The sequence below is a fragment of the Paenibacillus sp. BC26 genome (genome assembly GCF_900116125.1).
Classification (GTDB): domain Bacteria; phylum Bacillota; class Bacilli; order Paenibacillales; family Paenibacillaceae; genus Paenibacillus_Z; species Paenibacillus_Z lignilyticus.
Map to the genome: position 1 here is coordinate 57,752 of NZ_FPAD01000006.1, position 23,938 is coordinate 81,689.

The window sequence follows — 23,938 nt, forward strand, 5'->3', positions numbered from 1 at the left end:
ACAACATCACGTGGGGAGTGAGCGTATGCCGGATTGGTCCTATCAAACGTTGTTTCGTCCTCTGCTGCTGCGGCTCCCGAATCGGCTCGCTCGCTCCGTCACGCTCGGCGCTATCGGCGCGTTGAGCCGTCTTCCTCTGGGCTCCTTCGTCATTCGCACGCTGGGGCATATGGATCCCGCCCCTCTCCTTCGCAGCCGAGCATGCGGCGTCGATTTCATCACGCCGGTCGGACTGTCGGGCACGGTTGATCCAACCGGCGTTGCCCATCGGGCCGTGGCGCAGTTCGGACTGGGCTTCATGGAGATCGGACCGATTACGGCCGAGCCCATCCAAGCCGCAAGTTCAGCGCCCATTCAGTTGAATTCAGAGGAACGAAGCATTACTTACCCGTCCTATGACGAGAATAGCGGCGCAGCCTCGGCAGCATCGCGGATTGCGAATCCCGGTCATAGGCTGCCGCAGTTTGCCAGATTGACGCCTCTGCCGGGGAGTACGCCGGAACAGGCGCTCGCGCAGCTGCTGGCTATGATGGGGCAGCTGCGAAAGGCCGGTGCGGCGGGGTTTTATCTTGATATTTTGCAGCAGCCAGCTTCAACGGAACAAATTATCGCGCTGCTCCAACTCATAGATTCGCATGCGGCAGTAGATAACCGCTTGTTCCTTTACATCCCGCATGATGCGGAAGACGGCACGCTTCAACTCGTGCTCCATTCCATTGATTTCACGGCATGGAGCGGTGCTGTTGTAGGCGAAGCCCGCGCAACTGACGGTCGACTCACGGTCAAGCCCGCAGATAAGCAATCGTGCGCTGCAAGGCTTACTCAGCTGCGACGATTTGGCCCGCAGCACTTCGTGCTCAAAGCATCCTGCGGCATCTATGAACCACTGGATGCCCTGGACCTGACGGCTGCAGGCGCCGACTACATCCTGCTGCACGGCGGACTCATCGATACCGGGCCCGGACTGCCCAAACGGGTCAACGAAGCCATCCTGTATGAACGCGTCCGACAACTGCCTGAGCCTAAACCGGAATCCTTTTGGCGTCACTGGGGCTGGATGTGCTTGCTCGGCATTGGGATGATCACCGGCGGTATACTCGCGTGGATAATAGCGACTACAACGGTGCTGCTTCCCTATGACGAAGCGTTCCTAGGTATCCATCGCGACATGCTGCATCATCTGAATCACCGTCTGCTTCACTTCATGTCGCATGATCGCATTACGCTCGCCGGCACGATGATTTCCATCGGCGTGCTCTATTATCAGCTTGGCATGCATGGATTACGTCACGGCGTGCATTGGGCGAGAACAGCACTGCTCGTGTCCGCTATTACCGGCTTTGCCAGCTTTTTTCTCTATCTGGGCTACGGCTACTTCGATCCGCTGCATGCGGTCGTCGCACTCATTCTTCTTCCAATGTTTCTGCTAAGTATGCGCGCGAACCCCGACAAGCCGTTTCGCAATCCCGTCAACTTGCGCAGCGACCGGATGTGGAAGCGGGCCATGTGGGGGCAGTTCTGCATGGTAGTGCTTGGTTTTGCGCTGGTAATCGGCAGTATTACCATCTCCGGATTCGGCGTGACACGTGTGTTCGTGCCGCAAGATCTGGCCTACATAGGCCTTACATCCGATCAAATTGCAGCCATGAACCCGCGGCTGATTCCGCTGATCGCCCATGATCGCGCCGGATTCGGCGGAGCGCTGTTCTCCGATGCACTGGCGCTGCTCACGATGGCATTATGGGGCATTCAGCAAGGGGAACGCTGGCTGTGGTGGACGTTTCTGATCGGCGGAGCTCCGGCATTCTTCGCGGCCTTCTCGGTTCATTGGCACATTGGCTATACGGACTTCGTTCACTTGTCGCCTGCCATCTTCGCCTTATTGCTTTATATAGCTGGCCTTATCTTACTCTATCCTTATCTGACGCGGTCACCGGTCGCTGCTCAGCGCACCGCATAACCAACGATCGGATCAAACCGTTTCACATAAGCGGCTCCCGGCGTTGCGGCCATGACCGCGTTACGGAAGCGGATAAGCAGCGCATTCTCAAGCTGCACCATTCTTCCCATGGAGCGTGATATTCGCACGATCCGATAGGCTCGTGCCATGCGCTCCATCTCGTAAACCCGTAGCGCCGCTGGCACGTCCGTTTCCGACTGCTGCAGACAACGCGCCAGCACCACGGCATCTTCGATAGCCTGCGCTCCGCCCTGGCCGAGATTAGGAAGCATCGGGTGCGCGGCATCGCCAAGCAGCGTTATGCGGCCGGTGCTCCACCGAGCAAGCGGAGCTCGATCTACAATGTCATGGGCAAGTATCGTCGCTGGATCGGTCGCTTCAATCGCATCGACAACGGGCTTATACCAGCCTCGGAACAAGTCCAATAACGCCGACTTACGTTCTGCTGCCGGAAGAATTGTTCCTTGCGGCGCATTAACCGCAGCAAACCAGAAAACGCGGCCATTGCCCAGACTTGAGAAGCCAAATCTCCGTCCTTGGCCCAGCGCCTCAAACCCGCCGCCGGACGCTGCGCCAATCGGTATATTGGCTAACGTACATACACCTCTAAGCGCCGTATAGCCCGAATACCGGAGAGGACTTGTACTGAATAACTGCTCGCGGATCGCAGAATGAATACCGTCCGCTCCGATCACAAGCCCAGCCTTCTCGTGCATCCCATCATCGAACACGGCCGTTACCGCATCATCCGTTTGTTCGCCGCGCATCCACTGCTTGCCGGTATAGACCGGGGATTCCGCCATAACCGCTTGCAGGAGAATCGATTGCAGCTCCGCTCTATGAATGACATAACTGTGCGTGCCATATTTCGCCGCTTGCTTCGCGGCAGGGAGGCTCGTAATCAGCTTGCCGTCCCATGTCCGAATGTCCGCCTGCATGACCGGGGCACCTGCTTCTCTGACATTGTTGCCTACTCGGAGTAAGTCGAGTGCCTTCATGGCGTTGGCCGCAAGCACGATACCCGCTCCCGCTTCCCGCAATGCCGCCGCTTTATCGTATACCGCCACCTGCCACCCGCGCTGCCGCAGCGCCAAAGCCGAACACAGCCCGCCAATGCCCGCTCCAATTACTATTGCTTGTCGCTTGCCCTTGCTGCTCATTACCGCATCCCCCGCTCTTCTCCTATCACTGGTTTCATCATACCCAAGGAGGAATGACGATGACTACCCTAAAAGTTTGGCTCGACACCGACATTGGCGGCGATATCGACGATGCCCTTTGTTTAGCCTATCTGCTCGGCCAACCGAACTGTGAACTTATTGGCATTTCGACCGTAGGCGGCGAGGTCGCGAACCGCGCCATGGTGGCGGATGCGATCTGCAAAGCTGCGGATCGGAGTGTGCCCGTATATGCGGGAGCAGATCATCCGATGATGCCAAGCAGCATCTATCCCACGCCGGGCGGTGCATCCAAGTTGGTGAATTGGCCGCACGAGACTACCTTCAAAGCGAGCCAAGCCGTCGACGCCATGCGGGCCGCCATCCACGAGCATCCCCATGAAGTGATGCTGCTCGCCGTCGGTCATCTCACCAATGTCGCCCTTCTTTTTCTGCTAGATCCCGAGATTCCGAAGCTACTGAAGGGGCTGTACATCATGAGCGGCGTATTCTCCGAAGAGCTCGAAGCCTCACCGGATATGCCGATGGCCAACTGGAATTCCTGGATGGATCCGCATGCCTGCGCCATCGTATATAACGCGCCGGTGGCGATTCATCGCACATTCGGCTTAAATGTGACGTCGCAGCTTGTCCTCGGGCGGAGCGAAAAACCAGACTTATTTGCTGCTCCGGTCATGAGAGCGGTGGAGGACTTCGGATCGCCGTGGCTGGAGCAGCATGTCATGACCTTCCATGATCCGCTCGCGGCGGCATGTTTATTTGAACCGCAGCTCTGCGTGTACGAGCGCGGTTCCGTTGAAGTCGACTACACTCACGCGGACACGTTCGGTCAAATGACATTTCATGCGGGCGGCACTGTCGGTAACCATGAGATAGCGACAACTGTCGACCGTACGCGATTTTTCGAGCATTATTACTCCATTACCGGTCAGCAGAAACACCTTCTCTAACGTAAAAAGAGCCTCCAAACCGCAGCAACGCGATTTGGAGGCTTCTTTTACAACATCGAACCTGCATTCTTCTCCCCCGCCCCGAGCACACTTCCCAGCTTCTGCACCGGAACACTGGACAGAATGAGCAGTGCCGCGAGGCCGTCCATCAGCGTGAGCCGCTCGTCGAGCAGCAGCACGATGAACAGCAGCGTCACGAACGGAGTAAAGAAAGTAAAGCTCGCGATGAGCGAGGCCGGCGAATAACGCAGCGCCCGGAAATACAAGAAGAAACCGAGCACGATGTTACACATGCTTAACCAGAACACGCCGCCGAAATCGACCAGCCGAGGCAGTATGAGGTTCGAATTAACCAGCAGGCCGGCGGCAGACAGCACGAAAGCTACCACCGTGATCAAGAAGGTGCTGATCAGCATATCCTTCTTGTTCCGCTTCACCAGATTGGTGAACAAACCCCAGCTGACCGCCGCCAGAATCGCCAGTACGTCGCCGGTCAAATTAGTCAGTTTTAGTGACGTAAGATCCCCCTTGGTCATCAGCAACACCGTCCCCGCAAAGCCCATTACGACGGAGAGCAGCTTGTATCGATTCATGTTCTCCTTATGGAGGGGGATGGCAAAGATGACGATAAAGACGGGAAACAGATAATTCAGCATGGAGGCCTCGACCGCCGGAATCCGATCAAGCGCCTGCAGATAAAGCGCATCATACAAGAAGGCGAACAACCCGCATGACACGATAAGCGCCGTTTGCCGCCATGACCACAGCCTCAACGTTCCCCAACGCACCTTATATAAGACGATGCCCGCGAACACGACAACCCCGATTCCATTCATATAAAATAACACCTGGTAGCTGTCCAATCGGCCCAGCACCAGCTTGCTCACCGCCGCAACCGAGCCCCAGAGCAGCAGCAAAATCGGCATAAGCACATAGGGGCTCCGCGATAATTCCGACTTCGTCTGACTAGCCTGCATCCTGTCTTCTCCTCACTTCATACGTTCCTTAGCGCCGATCAAACCGGCAAATCATCAGCGCATTGCCTTCGCAATCCTTGAAGCTGAAGCAGGCATGATCGCGATATTCCTTAATAGGCTCCGGTTCCACGCCCAGCTCAGCCAGCCGTTGATGCGCCAGCTGAAGATCAGCCGTATCAAACGTGAACGGCGCCCGTGCTGCCGGCACGCCTTCACCTTCTGATTGTAGCAAATGCATCACGTAACGACCATCGATCGCGAGCTCGACGAACGAACGGTAATCATAGGCCGTGATTGCAAACCCGAGCGTGTCGCAGTACCATTTTGCCGCAGCTTCCAAGTCCTTAACATAGTGCATAACCCCGATAATTTCTTGCTTGATTAATGGCAGCATCTGCTCATTCACCTCGCCTGATTATTTAACAACCCCGTATTTATTGCCGTCCGGATCGTACAGCGGGAAGCCGGTAATACCATCATCGAAATGGACGATTTCGCCGATATTAGCGCCCTTGTCCTTCAAGTTGCGGTAAGCTTCTTCCACATCGTCGGTATGAAAATTAAAATATTGCTCCACCTCGTAATCGTTCTGCGGAAACGCATGCTGCACGATGTTATATGACTTCACGAGACAGAACATGATGCGGTAATCATTCATCATCATAACGGTTGCCTTGGGCTCGTCTCTCCCTGTGATCTCGAAGCCCAACACCTCTGAATACCACTTTGTAGATCGTTCCAAATCGCTTACCGGGACAAAAATACCTACGCCGAATAATGCCGGTTTACTCATCTCATTGTTCCTCCTGCTCGGTTGGATTGGATCGATTGGATCTGAAAGGCGTCGACACCATCAGGACATTGCCATCGGGATCTTTAAAATAAAACCAGGCTTGCCCGCGAACCACCGCAACCCGGTCAATCGTGATGCCGGACCCGGACAGCTCTCGGTAGGTGCGGAACATCGCCGTCATATCCGCTTCGCGGAACGCTCGCACGAAGGATTCGAACAGCTCCTTGCCGGACCGCCGATGCGCGGCCGTCGCCTGCGGAGCTCCGTCTCCCTCCAGCCAGTGAAGCTGCCGCTCCGCCGCTTTTTTGAGCCTCGTGCGCGCCCGGTGAAGCACTGCCTTAATTGCCGTAACCGGCTGCCCAAGCGACCGGCCGGCCTCGGTCGGCGAGAAGCCGAACACATCCGTCAGAAGAATAAGCACCGCCTGCCTCGGCTCCAGCGCGTCCATTAAATATTCAAGCGACTCTCGTACATCATGTCGATTCCATTCGGAGTAGGCCAAGTTGTTATAGTCGGCCAGAAGCTCCGGCATGAAGGCGATTTTGCGGCGGCGGCAGACATCAAACCACGCATTGGCGGCGATACGGTACAAATAAGGCTTGCTCAGCTCACGATCCGGCCAGCGGATGAACCTGCGGTAGGCTTTGAGCATTACCTCTTGATACAGATCCTCGCCATCCCAGGCGGAACCGGCTAATTTGCCGCAATAGCGGAGCAGCTCGGCTGTGTGCGGTGTCGTCTGCTTCTCGAAAATTTCATCATTGTAGGTTGTCATAGGCGTTAATCGCGCTTGTATTTCTGTTTGTGCGGGTAGTAAGTCGAAGCCGGCAAATCTTCCACAATGCCGATGAGGTTGCCGTCCGGATCGAGACAATCGAAGTACCGGGTTCCGCTCGCATCCTCCGCAATCGGCAGCACTTCCGCCCCTTTCTCACGAAGCGAAGTATGGGAGTATTCGATATCAAAGGACTCGAAATTATAATACGGAATCCTCACCCCGCCTCCCGCATCGAACTGTACAGCTGCAGGCCGCTCTACTTTCCACAGATTAATGAACGTTGCCTCACCCGGAAAAGCGAGCCCTGTGCAGCAGTCCGACAGGTCGATCGTCTCCAGATCAAACATCCTTATGTACCACTCCGTGGAGCGCCGCATATCCGTTACGGGAATAAAGATGCCGCTAATTCTACTTACGCTTCGTCGCATGAGACTCCCTCCCATTTGGAAATTCACTACACCTATCATAACGCGGTCAGAAGATATACAGATACGGGGTCCAAATAATTTTTTCATAATGATAATAATTATCATTTTCAGTAAATCTATTGAATATTGACATATGCTGTTATAAACTAGACTTTCTTGATAATGATTATCACTACCAATCAGCGTAGAAACGCACAAAAGGGGACATTAGACAACATGACATCCGTACTGAAGAAACGCACTGCACTCATCACGGCCATCCTTGCACTATCCATTGCTACCGGCTGCGGCAACAACAACAACAACACGGCTGCTAACGACACAGGCAACGAAGCGGCAACAACCAATGCAACCAACAATGCTGCTGCCAATGAGGCGGCAACCGATACCGCTGCTAATACAACTGAAGAAGCTGCACCTGCCGCGGTTACTATCGATGAAGCAAAGGCTGCTGAGCTGCAAGCGAAGTTCGGCGACAAGAAACCGGAGAAGGTTGTCGTTGCTTCCGTTGCCATCGCTGAATTGCTCGATGCACTGGGCGTTATGCCGGTAGGCGTGCCAACTTCGATGTCCGCTCTTCCTGCGGCATTCGATAACGTACAGAAGATCGGTTCCGCGCTGAAGCCGGATGCCGAAGTCATTACAAGCCTGGAGCCGGACGTTGTACTCGGACCGGCATCCATTCAAGACAGCCTCGACAAACAACTCGGCTCCGCGAAACTGAATATGGTGTATATCCCTACTGATTCTCTGGAAGAGCTTACGCTCTCCACTGTTGTTCTCGGCCATGTATTCGGACAAGAACAGAAAGCAACGGATCTGGTTAACGGCCTGGCAACGGCTGAAGCTGCTGCGGTTAAACAAGCTGAAGGCCAAACACAGCCGAAGGTCATGTTCCTGTTCGGCTCCGCCGAATCCTTCATGCTCATGAACGAAAGCACGTACGCGGGCAGCATGGCGAAGAAGCTTGGTGCTTCCAACGTCGTATCCGATGTGCTGAAATCGCAAGAAACGTATGTACCGCTCGATATGGAGAGCGTTGTAACGGCTAATCCGGATGTCATCTTGCTCGTAGCGCACGGCGACCCTGAAGCGGCTAAGAAAGCATTCGAAGACGATGTGAAGAAGAATGGCGCTTGGGAGAAGCTGAACGCATTCAAGAACAACCGCGTGGAAGCACTGGACTACAATCTGTTCGGAATTACTTCGATTACGAAAGCCGCATCCGCTTATCAAGAATTGGCAAGCAAGCTCTACCCTGCTAACTAACATCATGTGGAGGAACTAGATTATGGCACCCGGAGTATTGCAACGCCGATCGAGTAAACTTATTATGCTGCTCACCTTTGCGCTGCTGGCAGTCGCGATAATCGCATCCATCGGCCTTGGCAGTGTCAAGATCTCGGTTGCCGATATTATTACCGCGCTGTCCGGCCGTGCTACCGGTGCCTCCGATACCATCCTATGGGACATTCGCATTCCGAGAGTGCTGCTCGCGTTAATTATTGGCGCGAATCTGGCAGTCTCGGGCGCGATGCTCCAAGCCGTGATGAATAATCCGCTCGCGGATCCCGGTCTTACCGGGGTTTCGAGCGGCGCGGCCGTAGCGGCACTCTTCATTCTGCTTGTAATGCCCGAGCTCAGCTCGCTCATTCCCATTGCAGCTATTGCCGGAGGCGCCGTGGCGGCAGGCATGGTCTATTTATTGGCATGGAACAAACGCGGAATCGCGCCTTTGAGAGTCATCCTCTCCGGGGTTGCGGTTAATGCTATTTTTGGCGGGATTATCGGGTTGATGTCGATCTTGTACAGCGAGAAGCTGCCGGGTGCGCTGCAATGGCTGAACGGTAGCCTGTCCGGCAAAGGACTCGGCGACTCCCTCATGATTCTACCGTATTCCGCAGTTGGCTGGATTGCCGCTTTCTTCTGCATCCGCAGAGCAAACACGCTTCGCCTCGGCGAACAAGCCGCCGTCAATCTCGGGGAGAACATGACCCGCGTCCGTCTGATTCTGTCTTTCGTTGCCGTCTATTTGGCCGCAGTATCCGTATCGAACGTCGGCTTAGTCGGGTTTGTCGGGTTAGTAGTCCCGCATATGGCTCGCATCCTGGTCGGCTCCAACTACGGCAAGCTCATCCCGATGAGCCTGATGCTTGGCGCACTTGTGCTGCTTGTTGCCGATACGACCGGACGTACGCTGTTCGCGCCGCTTGATATCCCTGCTGGCATCATTATGGCGATTGCCGGAGGACCTTATTTCTTGTATCTGATGCGTAAAGGAGAGGTCTGATATGATCGAGGCCCAGTCGGTTGCCGTCAAATACGATGGAAGAACCATTATCGACAATTTATCGCTGCAGGTACTAGAAGGAGAAATTCTATCGATTATCGGGCCGAATGGGTCCGGGAAATCGACTTTGCTGAAGAGCATGTCCCGTATGATTCCATGCGAAAGCGGAAGCGTACACCTCTGCGGGGAGAAGCTGGCGTCCATGAGCAGCAAACGGATCGCACAGCTGCTGTGCATGCTGAGCCAATCCAATCAAACGCCGCCGGATATGACGGTCGAGGAGCTCATCTCCTATGGGCGTCTGCCGCATAAGAAGTGGTATGAGCGTCTTGGCGAATCCGATCATGAGATCGTGAATTGGGCTTTAGAACGTACGGGTCTCCTCTCCTTCCGGAAGCGGTATGTCAGCTCCCTATCCGGCGGAGAAGCGCAGCGTGCTTGGATTGCGATGGCACTCGCCCAGCGGCCGAAGGTGCTCCTCCTGGATGAGCCGACGACCTATCTCGACATCGCCCATCAGCTGGAAGTACTGGAGCTTGTTCGTTCCATTAATCGCGAGCTCGGCATTACGGTCGTCATGGTGCTGCATGATTTAAATCAGGCCGGTGCATACAGCGACCGCATCTGCGTCCTTCGGGATGGCAGCCTGGCGCTCACCGATACGCCGGCCAATGTGCTGACGCCTGAGCTGATTCGCACGGTTTACGGCGTGGAAGCCGAAGTGACGCCGGACCATCTGGACGGCGGTCTTCGCATCCACGTACGGCGCAGATCAGCTATTTAGCACGATTTTCACCCGTTTATTACCCACCCACTACAAGGAGGCATTTCCATGAAACAGCCCAACATCGAAGAATCACGCGGGAAGTACATCGACTTTATCCAAAGCCGCAAATCGCTTATTATCAGCTCGCAAGATGCGGAAGGTACGCCTTTCATCAGCTATGCGCCGTTCGTTAAAGTTGACGGGAAACTGTACATCTACATCAGCCGGATCTCCGATCATTACCGTTTCGTGGAGAACAACGAGCGGATTCACGTGATGTTGATCAATGATGAATCGGCTACGCCGAATGCGTTTGCCCGCGAGCGCGCTCGTTGGGTATGTGAATCGCAAAACCTCGGCAACGAAGGGTATGAAGCGATCTTCGCCGCATTCGACGAGAAGTTCGGCGACAAAATGATGACGATGCTGCGCGGCCTCGATTTCTCCCTGTTCGAGCTGACGCCATCGGCAGGCCGATATGTAGTCGGTTTCGGGCAAGCGTTCGATGTCGATCTGGCCGGCGACCGTTTCGAGCATGTTGTCGTAGATCGCAAAGATAAATAATTATGAGGACGGTGTAAGCATGAGTTACGAAGCGGTTGGTCCAATTTGGCGCGTTGTCCGCGATCGGTTTCAGAAAATGGTTCAAGGATTGAAAGAAGAAGAGCTTAGTCTGGCCATGACTGCCGAATCCTCCTCCATCGGCCATATGATTCGCCATAACGCTGAGGTTGAATATATGTTCGCGGAGTGGTTCTTCGGCGCAACTGTGCCTGAGGGAACGGAATACATTGCAAGCGGTCAAGGCGGCGCTCCGAATGAGCATGCTCTTACGCTGCAAGAGTTGATCGCGTTCTCTGCGGCAGCAGATGCATTTCTGACGGAAGCGATGAAACAGCTTGGCGACGATGCATGGGATACGATCGTTGAATCGAAGATCGGACCATCCTCACCGCGTGAAGCGCTGGGCCGTGCCATCTATCATACAGGACTGCACGCAGGTCAAATCGGACTCATTCGTAAACATGCGGCACAACCAACGTCAGCGCAGTCATAATTAAAGAAGGCAGGACCTCGTGAATGAGGCCCTGCCTTTATTATGATCAGCCGAGCTTAGTGACCTTTGCTCTTGTTATCCGTATTGTCTTGATTGTCTTTGCTGCCTTGATTGTTTTGGTTGTTTTGATTGTCTTGGCCGCCGCCTTGGCTTCCGCCCTGCGAACCACCGTTATCTTTGCCTTGCTTTTCAGTGCCTTCTTGCTGCGATTTCTCTTCGACTTGGCCTTTCTCTTGACCTTGCTCGGTGCCTTGCTCTTGTTTTTGCTCTACACCGCCGCCTTGGCCACCGCCTGCGCCGCCGCCAGCTCCGCCACCTGCGCCGCCGCCAGCTCCGCCACCTGCGCCGCCGCCAGCTCCGCCACCTGCGCCACCGCCTGCTCCGCCGCCTGCTCCGCCACCTGCGCCACCGCCTGCTCCGCCGCCTGCACCGCCGCCTGCGCCACCGCCTGCGCCACCACCTGCACCGCCGCCTGCACCACCGCCGCGAATACGTTGCACGCCTTTACCCATACCTCTGCTCTTCGCCTTCATCTTCACGCCCGACTTCTTAGCATCGTAGGCGTATACGATCGACTTGAGCGTACGTTTATCTACGTTGCCGGTCATCGGCAAGCCGTGCGACTTCTGATAATATTTGACACCGCGAACAGTCTGCAAGTTATAGTGTCCGTTAATCGGGCCCGAGTAGCTGCCTAACGATTTCAGCATCCCCTGAATGACGTAAACATCCGGCCCTTTTGCTCCTTTGCCAATCGCCGAGCCGACATTCGGTGCTCCAACAAGAAGGGTAAGCACCAACACTAATGATCCGAGCATCTTAGCCGCCCATCTCACGGATTTACCTTTAGATCCATGAGAACGTTTATTTGCCTCCATTTAAACAAGACACCTTCCTTTTGGATGTAGTGAGCATGATTTGCCACAGCCCTTACTATACCCAATACCTATTTTCCATTATGCTTCTTCGCGGTAAAGGTTTGACTGTTTCTTGCGGAGGTTTAAAGCGGGTATTTCTTATACATGCCGAGCGATTGCGGCGCAGTATAAGTAAACCCAAATTTCTGGTATAATCTGTCTGCCGGTACATCGGCGAGCAGGCTCACATACGCACCGTCCGGTGCATGAGCATCCATAGCATTCATCAGTTCCGTCATAATCCGATTACCTAAACCTCTGCCTTGAAAAGCAGGATCCACTGCAATATCGACCACTTGATAGAAACAGCCGCCGTCACCGATAATTCTGCCCATGCCAACGAGTTTGTCCGAGCTCCTAAGCGAAACGGCATAAATCGAATTTTTCAGCGCGATCCTAGCCGCCGCCTCGTCCTTAGGGCTTAGTCCGGCAGCCAGCCGCAAGGCGATATACTCACCTGCCTCCGGCGCTGTGTGCTGTACCATGACTTCTGTATCCAGATCTCCTGCCCCTCTCCGTTGCCATTTTCTCGCACATTATATCCATTGCGAATTTGAATCATGTATTGTTCCTGCATCCGGCTGCCGTGCAGCAACTTAAGGAGGAAACCTGTTAATGATCTCTAATCGTTCCGTTCCGTCTAACCATCTGGTGCCGCATCTTTATTACGAGAATGTCGCCGAGGCGCTGGCTTGGATAAGCCAAACCTTCGGTTTCCAAGAGCATTACCGCTTCGCGCTCCCGGATGGGCAGCTGCACGGAGCGATGATCTACCTTGGCGATGTATGGGTTATGCTGAAAAGCCTTGCCCCGTTAACAGCCAGCCCGGCCAAGCTTGGAGCAACGACGCAGTCGTTAATGATCTTCGTGAACGACATCGAAGCCCACTACAACAGTTCAAAATCAGCCGGAGCCCATATCGTAGAGGAGCTCTTCGAGACAGAGTACGGGGAGCGCCAATATTCGGTGGTGGATATCGAAAACCACTTATGGCAGTTCTCGCAGCATATCAAAGACGTGGATCCTACAGCTTGGGGAGCCACGCTGGCAGATCGTTCCTAAGAAAGCCGGGAGCTTCTCGTAAAGAGAGGCCGCCCGGCTTTCTTTATTGATGTGGATCGGATTGACATCGGAGGCCGTTCCTTATAAAATTTGATTAAGTAATCAGTTTTTTGATTGAATGATCAACACACTCATAATCCGTATAATGAAAAGGAGAATGTCTGATGAACGAACCTGTCAACGAAACGCAATCCGGAACCGGCTGGAGATCGCTCCCCTTAAACACGCTTGGTCTGCTCGCTGTATTGGCCGGTATTGCTTTTCCGCTGGTCACCTGGCTGCTCTTCCGTAATTCATGGGGATCTCCCGACTTTCATTGGTATGAATGGCTCACTCCAATCCTGCTTCTGCTTGGCGGCGCAATGAGCTGGCTGGCGGCGGCAATGCTGTTCAGCCGCAGAACTGCCGGCCGCGATATGCTGGAGCTGGCGATTGCCATCGTTCCAATTACACTGGCAATGCGATTGCTGATTGTCATCATTGTGCTTATCGGTACGGTCGCACGCAGACTGCTCGATGGATCGGTTGTCGATTTTTTCAAGGACCTGGAGCTTTCCTCCGGGAAATTGCTCATTAATATCGCGCTAATCTTGGTTATCATCACGCTCATCATCGTTCGTACGAACGCAAAATCCAAACCACAACCCCCGAAGGAGAACAAGGATGACTGATCGTAAGGAGAGTGAGAAGCAATCGTTTATAACCGAAGCCAGAAGGTCGCAAATCATGAACGCAGCCATCGCGACGCTCGATGAGATCGGTTATGTGAACGCAAGCCTCGCCCAAATCGCCAAGAGAGCCGGTATCAGCACGGCGCTTATTTCGTACCATTTTAAAGATAAGAACGATCTGATGGACCATACGCTGATGATGCTCGTTCAGGAATCGTCCTCCTATGTGCTGAAGAGAACGGCTACCGCGGCAACGGCCACGGAGAAGCTTCGCGCCTACATTAACGCCAGCATCGCCTATCAAGGCACTCGGCCCCAACATAACACGGCGTTGATCGAAATCGTGTTTCATGCTCGGACGCCTGATAATGTGCCGTACTACAAGCTTGGCGACGATGAGGAGGATCCGATGCATGCGCAGCTCAAGCAGATCCTGCTCGATGGGCAGGCAGCAGGCGAATTCTGCGCATTCAACGTGCTCATTATGGCGTTCGCCATTCAAGGCGCCATCAGCGAGTATATGGCGAATGTGAATCTGATCGCGCAAGTGGACATGGAAACGTACAGCGCCGAGCTGGTACGTACGTTTGAACGCGCCATCCTCGCCTCACCATCCGCGTAATGGCAAAACAAAGAAACGGCTGCGCGGGAGTAACTCCGGCGCAGCCGTTTTCGGTTTAAGGCATGCTATTGGCCATAATAATCGTGCCTGGGAGTGTGAAGGAATAGGGTTAGGAAACAAAAGGGGCTGTCTCAAAGTGCGCAGGGCGACTTTTAAGACGGCCCTTTGTGTTTGGGGCAATATTCTTGGGTAGGGAACGCTGCCTGCGAAATGAAGAGAGGTACTAGGTACCTCTCTTATGCGGGAAACCTGCGAATTTGCATAATGAGAGGTACTAGTTACCTCTCTCAGGCGGGGAATGCTGCACGATTGCATCTTTCTCGGTTACATCGGACTTCCGCCCGTTAGGAATAGCAGCTGCTCCTTCGTTAAGGTTATCGTTCCGGCCGCGCAGCTATCCAACATATATTCCCGTTTGTTCGCTCCGGCAATCGGAAAGACGGGAAACGGCTGTGAGGTCAAATACGCGAGTGCGATGCGCGAGGCCGTCGTGCCGAGCTCTGACGCGAGCTGCTTGGCGCGATCTAGCCGGTCGAAGCTGGCTTCGTTAAAATAATGGGCTTTGACGATATGGGCGCTGCCGCCTGTCTGAATCGCCTGCCCTCTAAAGTAGCGTCCCCCAAAGAAACCATTTGCCTGCGAAGAGAAAGGAACGACTGCCATACCGTGCTCCTTGTAATAGGCAAGCGACTTCTCATCCATGATCGCTACCGTCGGATCGGCGATTATCCCCTCATTGAGCACAGCAAGATTCCATAGGGGCTGACTCGCGGCAAAGCCCGTAATTCCTTTACATTCCGCATATTGGCGCGCTTCCTCGATGCGTTCAACCTTCCAATTCGAGCAGCCAAATGCACGAATCTTACCTGCGGCCAGCTGTTCATTCAGCGTTTCCAAGATTTCTCCTGCAGGAATCGACGGATCATCCCGATGAAGCCAGTACAAATCGATATAGTCGGTTTGCAGATGACCTAAACTCTGTTCGAGATCATGCACAATCGCTTCCTTACTTAAACGGGAGACGGACATCGACTGCAAATCCGGATGGCCGCCCTTAGTGGCAACAATCACCCGATCCCTGCCCCCGCGTAACCGGAGCCATTCCCCAAGCGTTCGCTCACTCGTGCTTTTTCCTTTGCCAAGCCAATCTTCGTATACGTTAGCCGTATCCAAAAAATTGCCTCCAAGCTCGGTGAACAGATCCAGCAGCTCAAACGCCTCTTCCTTCGGAAGCGTTCCGCCATAGGCGGACGTGCCGAGACAGATAACGGAAGCCTCGATCGATGTCCCCGGTATTGCGCGCTTATTCATCCCAATTGCCTCCCCATTGAACGTTGACCGCTACTCCGTCGTACGAATCGCCGCTTTCTCCCTATATTCTTGCGGAGAAAGGGTTGTCATTTTCTTGAAATACCGGGAGAAGTAACCCGGATCCAGCCCGATCCGGAGCGCCACCTCGCCAACCTTAAGCTGAGGGTCGCGAAGCAGCTCCTTGGCTTTGGTCAGTTTGAGCTCGGTGATGTACTCGGATAGACCGCTCCCTGTCAGCTGCTTGTACAATCTGCACAAATAACTCGCGTTCAGTCCTACCAGATCCGCCAATCGAGACAGCGAGAGGTCCCCTTCGATATGCTTGTGAATATAGCCATGCAGCTGATCGACGACCTCATTGCTCTTCGCCGACTTGTCCTGGTCCAGCAGCGCAAAGATAATATCCGCCGTTCGCTTGAGATAGTCGCCTGCCTCCTGCCAAGACACGTGGCCATCCAAATGAAGCAGTCGATGGATAGGAAGCTTATGAGATACGGCCTCGTAAACGCCCCATCGATTCATGTTCGAAAGCAGTAAGGTTGCGATCGTATAGTAGGTTTCCTGCACGATGCCGTACGACCTTCCGGCCGCTCGTTCCAAGATGCTCTCCAGCAGCTGCAGAAAGGCATCCCGGTTACCGCTCTCAATTAAGGTACCCAGTTGATTAAACTCGCTTTGCCAGCGGGAGATCCGAGCTTCCGAATCGGGATCCTCCTGTTTCTCGTACAGCAGCATGCGATCGCCTTGTCCAAGCCCCCGAATAAGAAGCCGGTTCAAGCGCCCGTAATACTCGGGCAGATCGCTCCATTCAATCGGCTGCTCCGTCGAAGCGAGCGATACCGGCACGTGGAGCAGCAATTCGCATTGATTCTGAATAAAGTCGAGCGATTCCTGAACAAACCTTGGCGGAATCTCAGCTTCCGCTGCGCCGCTTCCCACTTGTATGATCCAGAAGAAACGCGAACGATCGCTCATCACGGGATAGAAAGCGCCGGCATGTCCCACTACTTCTTCCGCGATATTCTGAACGGCATACAAGAGGAGCTCCTTGTCCATGGCCGAATACTTCTCATCCCAGCGGTCAATGCGGCCGACCACAAGCATAAACGGGCGGTCAGCCCGCAGCCCCAGCTCCAGCTCTTGAAATCTCTTCGTCCTGGTAGCATCGGCAATCGGCTCGCCTTCCGCAAGCTCGGTCAGAAACCCTCTTTGCAGCAAGGGCTGCGCCTGCCGCATACGCAGCTGCGCCTTCTCCATATTGCTCTGCAAACTCTGTTCACTGTTCATATTGGCGATGACGTTCGCAACGGCAAGCACGATTTCCTCTTCCTCGTCCGTTTTGAGCAAATACCCCGCACTTCCTTGTCGAAGGGCTTCCTGTACGTACGAGAACTCATTGTGCCCGGATAGGAAAATCACTTTGCAAGCCGGCCATCTGCGCCTAATTTGCGCGAGCAGCTCAAGCCCTGTCATGCCGGGCATGCGGATGTCGCTGAGCACGATATCGATTCGCGTCTGCTCCAGCCGCTCGATGGCATCCATGGCCGAGCCTGCACAGTAAATATCCAGTTCGAGATGAGCCGCCTCCTCGAACAGTTCCTTCAAACTGGAGACGATATAGGGCTCGTCATCTACAATCAGCAGCCGGTGCATCATGATTCCTCCTTTACCGGAATATAAAGTTCAACCTTCAGCCCGCCGAGCGTTTCGCTGGTCGTTACGCGTATACCGCTATCTTTGCCGTACATGAGCTGAAGCCGCTTATGTACGTTAATCATGCCCGTGGTTTCCAGCTGCGCCTGGGGATGACTGAGCTTACGGTTCAAGGCGCTCATGTCCTCCTCGCTCATCCCTTTGCCGTTATCTTCAATGACGACGGTCAGCAGACCGCCCGCATGCTTGAATGAAATGTGCAGCTGTCCCCCGGAAACAACATCCTCCAGCCCATACTTATAGCAATTCTCGATAATCGGCTGCAACGTGAGTCTGGGCACCAGCAAATCGGCGTAGTACTCCGGTAATTGTTCGATCTCAATCTGGATGCGGTCCTCAAACCGTATCTTCTGAATTTCCAAATACGACTGTGCAAAAGCCAATTCTTCCCGGAGCGCAACCTCGTCCGAGGCGTCACGCGTAATGAACTTGAAATAGTTGCCCAAGTGCTTCGTAAACGGCTTCAGCTTCGGATAATCCTCTACCTTCACCATCCGGTTCAGAATAAAGAAGGTGTTGTACAGAAAGTGGGGATTAATCTGTGCCTGCAGCTGCTTCAGCTCCGAGCGCTGCGAACGGATTTGCTGCTCGTACACTTCTTCGATGAGTACGTTCACTCGTCCGATCATGGAGTTGAACTGGCTGTACAAGTATTCGAATTCATCGCGGGTTGTCGGATGAAGACGCACATCAAGCTGACCTTTCTCCACCTTGCGAAACGTTCGGACCAGCTGCTCAAGCGGCTTATGGATAACCCGGTAAATCCAGTACGAGAAGAACAACACGATAATGAACGAGGTGAGCGAAAGCACCCACAGCCATACGTTATATTTTGCAATCGGCCCCAGCGCGTTCTTCACCGGCATGTACATGACGAGCGTCATATCGAAGGAAGGCTCATGCTCCAAGGTAAGCAAGTAAGGCGTCCCTTCAAAATCGATCGTATCCATAGCCGTCACCGTATCGCCTTTCACCAGGCGCTTAGCGACTTGCCGTATATGTTCAATTAGATCGGCGTGATCGTCATTCGTAATCGACCAATTGAAGTCAGTCCCAAACAAGATCGCCTGCTCGCCTTGAATATTCGAAAATTGCTGTAATTCCTGCCGAATGGCCTTCTTCGAGATTTCTTCGTTTAAGAAGAAGGTGAGGGAATCGGGATACCCGATATCGGGGTACTTCTGCGTGATGAACAGACGATCCTGCCACGATTGTACAATGGGATGGATGCGGCCTGATTCGTCGATCAAGGTTTGCAAATAGGCCTGGTCAGCAGAGTCATAGTTGCAGCATGATCGTCGCCAGTGCGGGCATGGACAGCGGAACGAACACTCTCCACAGCACCGTCCATGCGCGAGCGCCGTCTACGAATGCCGCCTCCTCCAGCTCCTTCGGCAATCCGCGGAAGAAGTTCAGCAGCAGGATTACGTTAAACACCGGTACCGCTCCGGGGATGACGAGCGCCCAGATCGTATCCATTAAGTGCGTCTTCGACACGACGATATAACTTGGAATCAACCCGCCGCTGAACAGAATGGTGAGCACGAAGCACCAGGCGTAAACGGTGCGGTATTTGAACGTCCGAACTTCCTTGGACAACGGATAAGCGAGCAGAATGGTCAGAAACATATTGATGAGCGTGCCAAGACCAACCCGCTCCAAGGTAACGATGAATGATTTAGAGAATTCCGGCTTATGAAGCACGTATTCGTAGGATTGCAGGGTGAAGTTAACGGGCCATAACACGACATCCCCCGCAGCTGCCGCGGTTTTGTCGCTGAGCGAAATCGCGAAAACATGAATCAAAGGCAGAATGCACAGTATGGATAACCCGATCAGAAATATATAATTGGCTGCTTGGAACAGCTTTCGGCCGGTCGTTAATTGATAGAGCAAGTTCGCGCACCTCCTAGAATATGCGATAGTTGGCCAAACGGTAGGCGAGTAGATAGGAAGTCGAAATGAGCACGAACGAAACGAAAGATTTGAACAATCCGACTGCTGTCGCAGGTCCGAATTGCGCCTGCTCAAGTCCCAGGCGATAGACGAGCGTATCGATAATATCCCCGCTATCGAAGACTTGCGGCGAATAGAGATTGAAGATTTGATCAAAGCCTGCATTCAGTACATTGCCGAGGCTAAGTGTCGTAAGGAGCACAATAATAGGCACCATGCCCGGGAGCGTCACGTGCAAGGTTTGCTTCCAGCGGCTTGCGCCATCCACGACTGCCGCTTCGTACAGCACCGGATTAATGGAAGTCAGCGCAGCCAAGTAAACGATGGTGGAGAATCCAAATTCCTTCCACAGATCGCTGATGACGATCGTAAACGGGAACCACCGATTATCACCGAGAAAATAGATCGGCTCGATCCCAAAGAGGCCCAGCACTTGATTCACGATGCCGCTCGAGGGCGATAATACATCGATCAGGATTCCGCCAAGGATAATCCAGGATAGAAAGTGCGGCAAATAGATGAGTGTCTGAATCCCCCGCTTAATCGCGGTTTTGGTCACTTCATTAAGCAAGAGCGCGATAAATACGGGAAACACGAGACCCGCCGCGATTTTCATCACAGAAATATAGATTGTATTCCAGAGCACCGTTAAGGTCTCCGGCATATCCCACACATACTTGAAATTGTCCCATCCGGTCCACTCCGAGCCGGAGTAGCCGAGCGCAGGGATGAAATGCTGAAACGCCATTACAATGCCGAGCATCGGACCATAACTGTAGATCAGCACCAAAATGACGCCCGGAAGCAGCATCAAATGAAACGGCATCTGGCTGATTCTATTCTTTACCATTGCGGTCCCTCCGTCTTTCGTATGTCGTATTTGGGGTAGATGAAAGAAGAAGAAGAAGGATAGGAAGATCACTATCGTTCTTCTTCTTGGTTTACTGCATTATTTACTTTGCTGCGCTGCCCATTCGGAAACCTCTTGCGTAATTTGATCGCCGCCAAGCTTCTTCCAGTCCGCTACGAACTTATCGAAATCATCGATTGGGGAGCCCAGAATGATTTTGGTGAACACTTCTTTTTGCATCTTATCAAGGGTCGCCATTTTCTCCGCCATTGTCTTCGTCTTGGAGCCGTAGAACTTGGTGAAATTGATGTTCTGCTCTTTGTTCTGATAGATACCGTCCAGAACGCTATACGCGCTTTCCGTACCGAATACGCGCACCGTGCCCCAAGTTGTACGGTCTCCGCCTTGGAAGGCAAGGATTTTGTCGTAATAGCCTTTCTCTTCCGGATTGAGCGCCGTTGCATCCTTGGAATCAAGTGCCCCGATGACTTTCTTGTAGTGGCCGTAGTTTCCGATCGGATCGGAGCCTTTGACCATCATGACATTCTCTTTGAAGTGTCCGTATTCTTTGTCCCCAACGATTTCCGTATGGAACACTTTAGGATCTGCCTGACCGCCATAGAGCTTCTCTTGGCTGGTGTTCAGCAGCTTGATGAGCGCTTCCGGATGCTCCATCTTCTTGCTCGCAACCATGTATTCGTTGAATTCCAATGCGCCGGTATACTGAACCGGTTTATCTGTCGCCGAAATGCCCGGAAGTACAACCCAGTCCGCATTCGCATTCTTCGTTACACTGTCTTGAAGAGGCCATAATGGATTCCACAGCGCTCCAAAGTTAATGCCGATCCGGTTATTGGCATAATCCTCGCCAACCTTGCCGGAGTCCTTCACCCCGAATTCGCGATCGATAAGTCCCTTGTTCTTCATGTCTTGCAGCTTCAGCAGCGCTTCTCTCACTTCTGGCTGAATACCGCCGTAGCCGATTGTGCCGTCTGCTTGCTGAACCCATGTGTATGGCTGTGCGCCGAATGCGTTGAATACGCCGGTTGCTTCCGCAACGCCGTTCTTGTACAGGTCTTTCGTCAGACCCATGCCGAACGTATCCTTCTTGCCATTGCCGTCCGGATCCTGGTTCACGAATGCATCCATGACCTTCTCCAATTCGGCCCATGTCTTAGGCACTTCCAGGTTCAGCTTCTTCAGCCAATCCGCCCGGATGTACATCAAGGACAAGCCGCCCTCGTAGGAGCCTTCATCCGGCGGAATCGCCATCAGCTTGCCGTTAAACGTCGCCGAGGCTTTGGCCAGCGGCCCCATCTCGATCGACTTCTTCGTTAATTCAGATGCATATTTGTCGTACACATCCGTCAAGTCCGCGATCAAATCCGCATCAACCAGCTGCTTCAATTGCGCGCCGTTCACTTTCATAATGTCTGGAATATCTCCGGAAGCGATTGCAACGTTGAGTTTCTCATAATATTGGTCAGATGGAGCGATCCAATCGTACTTTAGCGTAATTCCAAGCTCGTCCGCGTAAGCCTTGGTCCAGTTGTTGTTCTCGAAGTCTTCCCCTTCTTTGAACGCCATGGACGGGTCTTGGTCTCGAATGGCAGTAACGGTAATCGGTGGATCATACTTGGCATTAATGTCTACTACATCATCAGCCGCGCCGTTGGATTGGTTTCCGGCAGCAGTTCCGTTCGCATTGGCACCCGTGGATTCGTTCGAATTTGAATTCGAATTCGAGTCCGAGTTGCCGCACGCTGAAGTAAATACGACCATGGTCATCAGAGACAACAACAAAACATGTTTCATTGATTTCATCTTTGCAACCTCCCGTTTATATATACACTGTCATTCTTGCTGCTTCATCATACCGAACTCACCGGGAGGCGAAAATATGAATGTATTGACATGAAATGAACAATCTTTACTTTAGTCAATGAAAGAGCAAGGAAGTCAATACATTCCTTATCTAGCGGAAGAGAATCGGCTTCTTAGCTAACGCATTCTGCTTCGCGGCTTCGCGGATCGGGCGATAGATGGGCGAGAAATCGCGCTCATGCCGCTCATCCCGATAGACGGCGTTTCCTATTGGTACCAGCGTGGTATCCGCTTGGATGGACAACCCTTCGACGTCCAGCGGCCCATGAAGGAGGAGCGAACCGTGCCGCAGCATAAACGGAGCTTGGCCCTCGGATGGTTTGCTGTTTGAGACCGGGATGTGCTGCAGCGCAATACCGAAGGACAGCTCCAGTTTCGTGCCGGCCGTAAGCGCAGCCGTAATCTCAATAAAACCGTTGCTCGGTATTATCTTGTCCATCGGTTCACCGTTCAGTAGAAGGACAACCGAACCGGGTACGGCGTACTGAGGAACAAACAGTTTAATTGTTTTCTCGATGGCTCCCGGACTGCTGACGACGGTAAGCGCCGCCTGACCTTCATAAGGGTACCGTGTCTCCAGCTTCATCGCCACCGGCCCTTCCGCAAACGGAAGTTCAACCAGATTCGCATGGTAGAAAGGCACCGTCACTTCGTCGTCTCTCAGCCAATAGCTGTATTCCGCAGCGCGTGATAGTCCTTCTCCGCCGCGCATGGTACAGCACCAATACGCTTCATATACATTCTCGAGCGCATACAGCGAAGGCTCCTCTTCACGTGTACAGCAATCGCAGCCGAAGCCGCCGTTCTCGCGCTGTCCGTGACTGATCGCATTATAGTAGATAAGATGCGCGGTCTCCAGGTAGCGCGGTTGATCCGTATACCGCCACAGCTCCACGGCGGCCACGAAAGAATCCACTACTGCGCACGGCTCCGTCCACCATGGGCGGTTAAACCAGTTGCGATTCGCGTAATTCTCGGTCTTCCCTTCGCTCAAGTAGAGCGAATAAATGGACTCCGCCGCAGGCAGCAGGTTCTTGTTGCCGCTCACGCCATAGTAGCGAAGAATGCCCCGCAGCGCGGACAGCGTTGCATGGGTTTGAGCGTTGATGCCCGAAAGATCGATTTCGAGGAAACGACTAATCATTTCTTCAATGGTCGCCTTTAGCTCCGGCCACTTCAGAAGCTCGTATGCATGCGTCGCCCCATCGAGCATAATGAACGCACAGCCAATGTCCGTCGACAGGTACCAGTCGCGAACCGTCTTGTCCGCGAGCGTACCGGATGCTTCGCCGCCCTCCGCCCGCTCAGACGGATCAGTCGGATAATGGGCAAAATGGCTGTGAGCAGGCAGCAGCAGATTCTTCACGATGCGCCCGATCTGTTCCAGCACATCGGGATTCTGCCTCCAGGCGTACAGCTCGCACAAGGCGCGCAGAAACCAGCTGTTGCCGGACAGCTGCTGTTCATCGGTAATACCTTCAGGCAATATATTCCCGAAATAGCCCAGCACATTCATGTGGAGCGGAAGCTTCGCCAAGATGGCATCCAAGTGAAGGGCGTCCTTGCCCGTTGCGCGAGCGGTCAAAATTTGCGCGAGCAGGGTTCTGCCCTCATTATCCCCCGGCCAATCGTAACTCGATGGCTTAAAAACTTCTTCGGGGCTGTATAGCGTATCCGCCAGACGAGCAGCGTTGGCATGCAAACGATCAAGCAAATCCCCTTGTACAGCAATTTGTTCCAATGCCAATGCTATTGTATTCCGAGCCATAGCCATT

General features: G+C 53.5%; 24 protein-coding genes and 1 pseudogene. 10 read left to right on the top strand and 15 right to left on the bottom strand.

Features of this window, described 5'->3' with window-relative positions; translation table 11 throughout:
* Positions 1-25 precede the first annotated feature (25 nt).
* Complete coding sequence (locus BM412_RS28685; protein ID WP_091225132.1) at positions 26-1,960, top strand: beta/alpha barrel domain-containing protein; 1,935 nt, start codon at positions 26-28, stop codon at positions 1,958-1,960.
* Here the strand turns inward: BM412_RS28685 and BM412_RS28690 are convergent.
* Positions 1,945-3,120 carry an FAD-dependent monooxygenase gene (locus BM412_RS28690; RefSeq protein WP_091225133.1) on the bottom strand — a complete coding sequence of 392 codons (1,176 nt, stop codon included), beginning with the start codon at positions 3,118-3,120 and terminating at the stop codon, positions 1,945-1,947. The two genes, BM412_RS28685 and BM412_RS28690, sit on opposite strands and share 16 nt — an antisense overlap.
* Positions 3,121-3,179: 59 nt before the next feature.
* Between BM412_RS28690 and BM412_RS28695 the strand changes: the two genes are divergently transcribed.
* Complete coding sequence (locus tag BM412_RS28695) at positions 3,180-4,088, top strand: nucleoside hydrolase (RefSeq protein ID WP_091225134.1); 909 nt, start codon at positions 3,180-3,182, stop codon at positions 4,086-4,088.
* Between the two features lie 47 nt (positions 4,089-4,135).
* On the opposite strand, the gene BM412_RS28700 is transcribed toward BM412_RS28695, so the two are convergent.
* From BM412_RS28700 to BM412_RS28720, 5 genes are read right to left on the bottom strand one after another with little or no spacing between them, the layout of a single operon-like run.
* The gene (locus BM412_RS28700) at positions 4,136-5,065 is read right to left on the bottom strand and encodes a DMT family transporter (protein WP_091225135.1); all 930 of its coding nucleotides are present in this window, start codon (positions 5,063-5,065) and stop codon (positions 4,136-4,138) included.
* Between the two features lie 28 nt (positions 5,066-5,093).
* Positions 5,094-5,459 (bottom strand): VOC family protein, encoded by a 366-nt coding sequence (locus BM412_RS28705; protein WP_091225136.1) that lies wholly within the window; start codon positions 5,457-5,459, stop codon positions 5,094-5,096.
* Between the two features lie 21 nt (positions 5,460-5,480).
* The gene (locus BM412_RS28710) at positions 5,481-5,858 is read right to left on the bottom strand and encodes a VOC family protein (RefSeq protein ID WP_091225137.1); all 378 of its coding nucleotides are present in this window, start codon (positions 5,856-5,858) and stop codon (positions 5,481-5,483) included.
* Between the two features lies 1 nt (position 5,859).
* Positions 5,860-6,633 (bottom strand): sigma-70 family RNA polymerase sigma factor, encoded by a 774-nt coding sequence (locus BM412_RS28715; RefSeq protein WP_091225138.1) that lies wholly within the window; start codon positions 6,631-6,633, stop codon positions 5,860-5,862.
* Positions 6,634-6,638: 5 nt separating this feature from the next.
* Positions 6,639-7,064: a VOC family protein gene (locus BM412_RS28720; RefSeq protein WP_091225139.1), complete on the bottom strand. Its 426-nt coding sequence runs from the start codon at positions 7,062-7,064 to the stop codon at positions 6,639-6,641.
* 216 nt (positions 7,065-7,280) lie between these two features.
* On the opposite strand from BM412_RS28720, the gene BM412_RS28725 reads away from it, so the two are divergent.
* From BM412_RS28725 to BM412_RS28745, 5 genes are read left to right on the top strand one after another with little or no spacing between them, the layout of a single operon-like run.
* Positions 7,281-8,333, top strand: a complete 1,053-nt coding sequence (locus tag BM412_RS28725; RefSeq protein ID WP_091225140.1) for a helical backbone metal receptor — start codon at positions 7,281-7,283, stop codon at positions 8,331-8,333.
* Between the two features lie 22 nt (positions 8,334-8,355).
* Positions 8,356-9,354, top strand: a complete 999-nt coding sequence (locus tag BM412_RS28730; RefSeq protein ID WP_091225141.1) for a FecCD family ABC transporter permease — start codon at positions 8,356-8,358, stop codon at positions 9,352-9,354.
* Position 9,355: 1 nt separating this feature from the next.
* The gene (locus tag BM412_RS28735) at positions 9,356-10,138 is read left to right on the top strand and encodes an ABC transporter ATP-binding protein (protein ID WP_091225142.1); all 783 of its coding nucleotides are present in this window, start codon (positions 9,356-9,358) and stop codon (positions 10,136-10,138) included.
* A gap of 48 nt (positions 10,139-10,186) precedes the next feature.
* Positions 10,187-10,684 (top strand): HugZ family pyridoxamine 5'-phosphate oxidase, encoded by a 498-nt coding sequence (locus BM412_RS28740; RefSeq protein ID WP_091225143.1) that lies wholly within the window; start codon positions 10,187-10,189, stop codon positions 10,682-10,684.
* 19 nt (positions 10,685-10,703) lie between these two features.
* The gene (locus tag BM412_RS28745) at positions 10,704-11,177 is read left to right on the top strand and encodes a DinB family protein (protein WP_091225144.1); all 474 of its coding nucleotides are present in this window, start codon (positions 10,704-10,706) and stop codon (positions 11,175-11,177) included.
* Positions 11,178-11,233: 56 nt separating this feature from the next.
* Here BM412_RS28745 and BM412_RS28750 read toward each other — a convergent pair whose 3' ends face one another.
* Positions 11,234-11,995 (bottom strand): peptidoglycan-binding domain-containing protein, encoded by a 762-nt coding sequence (locus tag BM412_RS28750; protein ID WP_256256643.1) that lies wholly within the window; start codon positions 11,993-11,995, stop codon positions 11,234-11,236.
* Positions 11,996-12,177: 182 nt separating this feature from the next.
* Positions 12,178-12,579, bottom strand: a complete 402-nt coding sequence (locus BM412_RS28755; RefSeq protein ID WP_091225146.1) for a GNAT family N-acetyltransferase — start codon at positions 12,577-12,579, stop codon at positions 12,178-12,180.
* Between the two features lie 130 nt (positions 12,580-12,709).
* Between BM412_RS28755 and BM412_RS28760 the strand changes: the two genes are divergently transcribed.
* The 3 genes from BM412_RS28760 (at position 12,710) to BM412_RS28770 (ending at position 14,449) form a co-directional block, all read left to right on the top strand.
* Entirely contained in the window at positions 12,710-13,156 is a 447-nt protein-coding gene (locus BM412_RS28760) for a VOC family protein (protein ID WP_091225147.1), read from the top strand.
* A gap of 164 nt (positions 13,157-13,320) precedes the next feature.
* On the top strand, positions 13,321-13,827 hold the full coding sequence (locus tag BM412_RS28765) for a hypothetical protein (RefSeq protein ID WP_091225148.1): 507 nt from the start codon (positions 13,321-13,323) through the stop codon (positions 13,825-13,827).
* On the top strand, positions 13,820-14,449 hold the full coding sequence (locus BM412_RS28770) for a TetR family transcriptional regulator (protein WP_091225149.1): 630 nt from the start codon (positions 13,820-13,822) through the stop codon (positions 14,447-14,449). The genes BM412_RS28765 and BM412_RS28770 overlap by 8 nt, the downstream gene beginning before the upstream one ends.
* A 324-nt stretch (positions 14,450-14,773) precedes the next feature.
* Here the strand turns inward: BM412_RS28770 and BM412_RS28775 are convergent, their stop codons facing one another.
* The 7 genes and pseudogenes from BM412_RS28775 to BM412_RS28805 form a co-directional block, all read right to left on the bottom strand.
* Positions 14,774-15,760 carry an aldo/keto reductase gene (locus BM412_RS28775; RefSeq protein ID WP_091225150.1) on the bottom strand — a complete coding sequence of 329 codons (987 nt, stop codon included), beginning with the start codon at positions 15,758-15,760 and terminating at the stop codon, positions 14,774-14,776.
* A 30-nt stretch (positions 15,761-15,790) separates the two neighbouring features.
* Positions 15,791-17,413, bottom strand: a complete 1,623-nt coding sequence (locus tag BM412_RS28780; RefSeq protein WP_177246141.1) for a response regulator transcription factor — start codon at positions 17,411-17,413, stop codon at positions 15,791-15,793.
* Complete coding sequence (locus BM412_RS28785; protein WP_091225152.1) at positions 17,413-18,732, bottom strand: sensor histidine kinase; 1,320 nt, start codon at positions 18,730-18,732, stop codon at positions 17,413-17,415. The genes BM412_RS28780 and BM412_RS28785 overlap by 1 nt, the downstream gene beginning before the upstream one ends.
* A gap of 28 nt (positions 18,733-18,760) precedes the next feature.
* Positions 18,761-19,369, bottom strand: a pseudogene (locus tag BM412_RS28790) (carbohydrate ABC transporter permease); the annotation flags it as partial.
* A gap of 13 nt (positions 19,370-19,382) precedes the next feature.
* Entirely contained in the window at positions 19,383-20,279 is an 897-nt protein-coding gene (locus BM412_RS28795; RefSeq protein ID WP_091225154.1) for an ABC transporter permease, read from the bottom strand.
* Between the two features lie 99 nt (positions 20,280-20,378).
* Positions 20,379-22,103, bottom strand: a complete 1,725-nt coding sequence (locus BM412_RS28800) for an extracellular solute-binding protein (protein ID WP_091225155.1) — start codon at positions 22,101-22,103, stop codon at positions 20,379-20,381.
* A gap of 151 nt (positions 22,104-22,254) precedes the next feature.
* On the bottom strand, positions 22,255-23,937 hold the full coding sequence (locus BM412_RS28805) for a glycoside hydrolase family protein (protein WP_091225156.1): 1,683 nt from the start codon (positions 23,935-23,937) through the stop codon (positions 22,255-22,257).
* Position 23,938: the final 1 nt, after the last annotated feature.

Bases quoted from the DNA above. Each gene is read 5' to 3' on its own strand.
- BM412_RS28780 (WP_177246141.1), bottom strand. From the start codon at position 17,413: ATGCACCGGCTGCTGATTGTAGATGACGAGCCCTATATCGTCTCCAGT.
- BM412_RS28690 (WP_091225133.1), bottom strand. From the start codon at position 3,120: ATGAGCAGCAAGGGCAAGCGACAAGCAATAGTAATTGGAGCGGGCATT.
- BM412_RS28755 (WP_091225146.1), bottom strand. From the start codon at position 12,579: ATGGTACAGCACACAGCGCCGGAGGCAGGTGAGTATATCGCCTTGCGG.
- BM412_RS28700 (WP_091225135.1), bottom strand. From the start codon at position 5,065: ATGCAGGCTAGTCAGACGAAGTCGGAATTATCGCGGAGCCCCTATGTG.
- BM412_RS28705 (WP_091225136.1), bottom strand. From the start codon at position 5,459: ATGCTGCCATTAATCAAGCAAGAAATTATCGGGGTTATGCACTATGTT.
- BM412_RS28805 (WP_091225156.1), bottom strand. From the start codon at position 23,937: ATGGCTATGGCTCGGAATACAATAGCATTGGCATTGGAACAAATTGCT.
- BM412_RS28750 (WP_256256643.1), bottom strand. From the start codon at position 11,995: ATGCTCGGATCATTAGTGTTGGTGCTTACCCTTCTTGTTGGAGCACCG.
- BM412_RS28715 (WP_091225138.1), bottom strand. From the start codon at position 6,633: ATGACAACCTACAATGATGAAATTTTCGAGAAGCAGACGACACCGCAC.
- BM412_RS28685 (WP_091225132.1), top strand. From the start codon at position 26: ATGCCGGATTGGTCCTATCAAACGTTGTTTCGTCCTCTGCTGCTGCGG.
- BM412_RS28760 (WP_091225147.1), top strand. From the start codon at position 12,710: ATGATCTCTAATCGTTCCGTTCCGTCTAACCATCTGGTGCCGCATCTT.
- BM412_RS28710 (WP_091225137.1), bottom strand. From the start codon at position 5,858: ATGAGTAAACCGGCATTATTCGGCGTAGGTATTTTTGTCCCGGTAAGC.
- BM412_RS28725 (WP_091225140.1), top strand. From the start codon at position 7,281: ATGACATCCGTACTGAAGAAACGCACTGCACTCATCACGGCCATCCTT.
- BM412_RS28745 (WP_091225144.1), top strand. From the start codon at position 10,704: ATGAGTTACGAAGCGGTTGGTCCAATTTGGCGCGTTGTCCGCGATCGG.
- BM412_RS28730 (WP_091225141.1), top strand. From the start codon at position 8,356: ATGGCACCCGGAGTATTGCAACGCCGATCGAGTAAACTTATTATGCTG.
- BM412_RS28765 (WP_091225148.1), top strand. From the start codon at position 13,321: ATGAACGAACCTGTCAACGAAACGCAATCCGGAACCGGCTGGAGATCG.
- BM412_RS28695 (WP_091225134.1), top strand. From the start codon at position 3,180: ATGACTACCCTAAAAGTTTGGCTCGACACCGACATTGGCGGCGATATC.
- BM412_RS28720 (WP_091225139.1), bottom strand. From the start codon at position 7,064: ATGCGACGAAGCGTAAGTAGAATTAGCGGCATCTTTATTCCCGTAACG.
- BM412_RS28740 (WP_091225143.1), top strand. From the start codon at position 10,187: ATGAAACAGCCCAACATCGAAGAATCACGCGGGAAGTACATCGACTTT.
- BM412_RS28795 (WP_091225154.1), bottom strand. From the start codon at position 20,279: ATGGTAAAGAATAGAATCAGCCAGATGCCGTTTCATTTGATGCTGCTT.
- BM412_RS28735 (WP_091225142.1), top strand. From the start codon at position 9,356: ATGATCGAGGCCCAGTCGGTTGCCGTCAAATACGATGGAAGAACCATT.
- BM412_RS28800 (WP_091225155.1), bottom strand. From the start codon at position 22,103: ATGAAATCAATGAAACATGTTTTGTTGTTGTCTCTGATGACCATGGTC.
- BM412_RS28770 (WP_091225149.1), top strand. From the start codon at position 13,820: ATGACTGATCGTAAGGAGAGTGAGAAGCAATCGTTTATAACCGAAGCC.
- BM412_RS28775 (WP_091225150.1), bottom strand. From the start codon at position 15,760: ATGAATAAGCGCGCAATACCGGGGACATCGATCGAGGCTTCCGTTATC.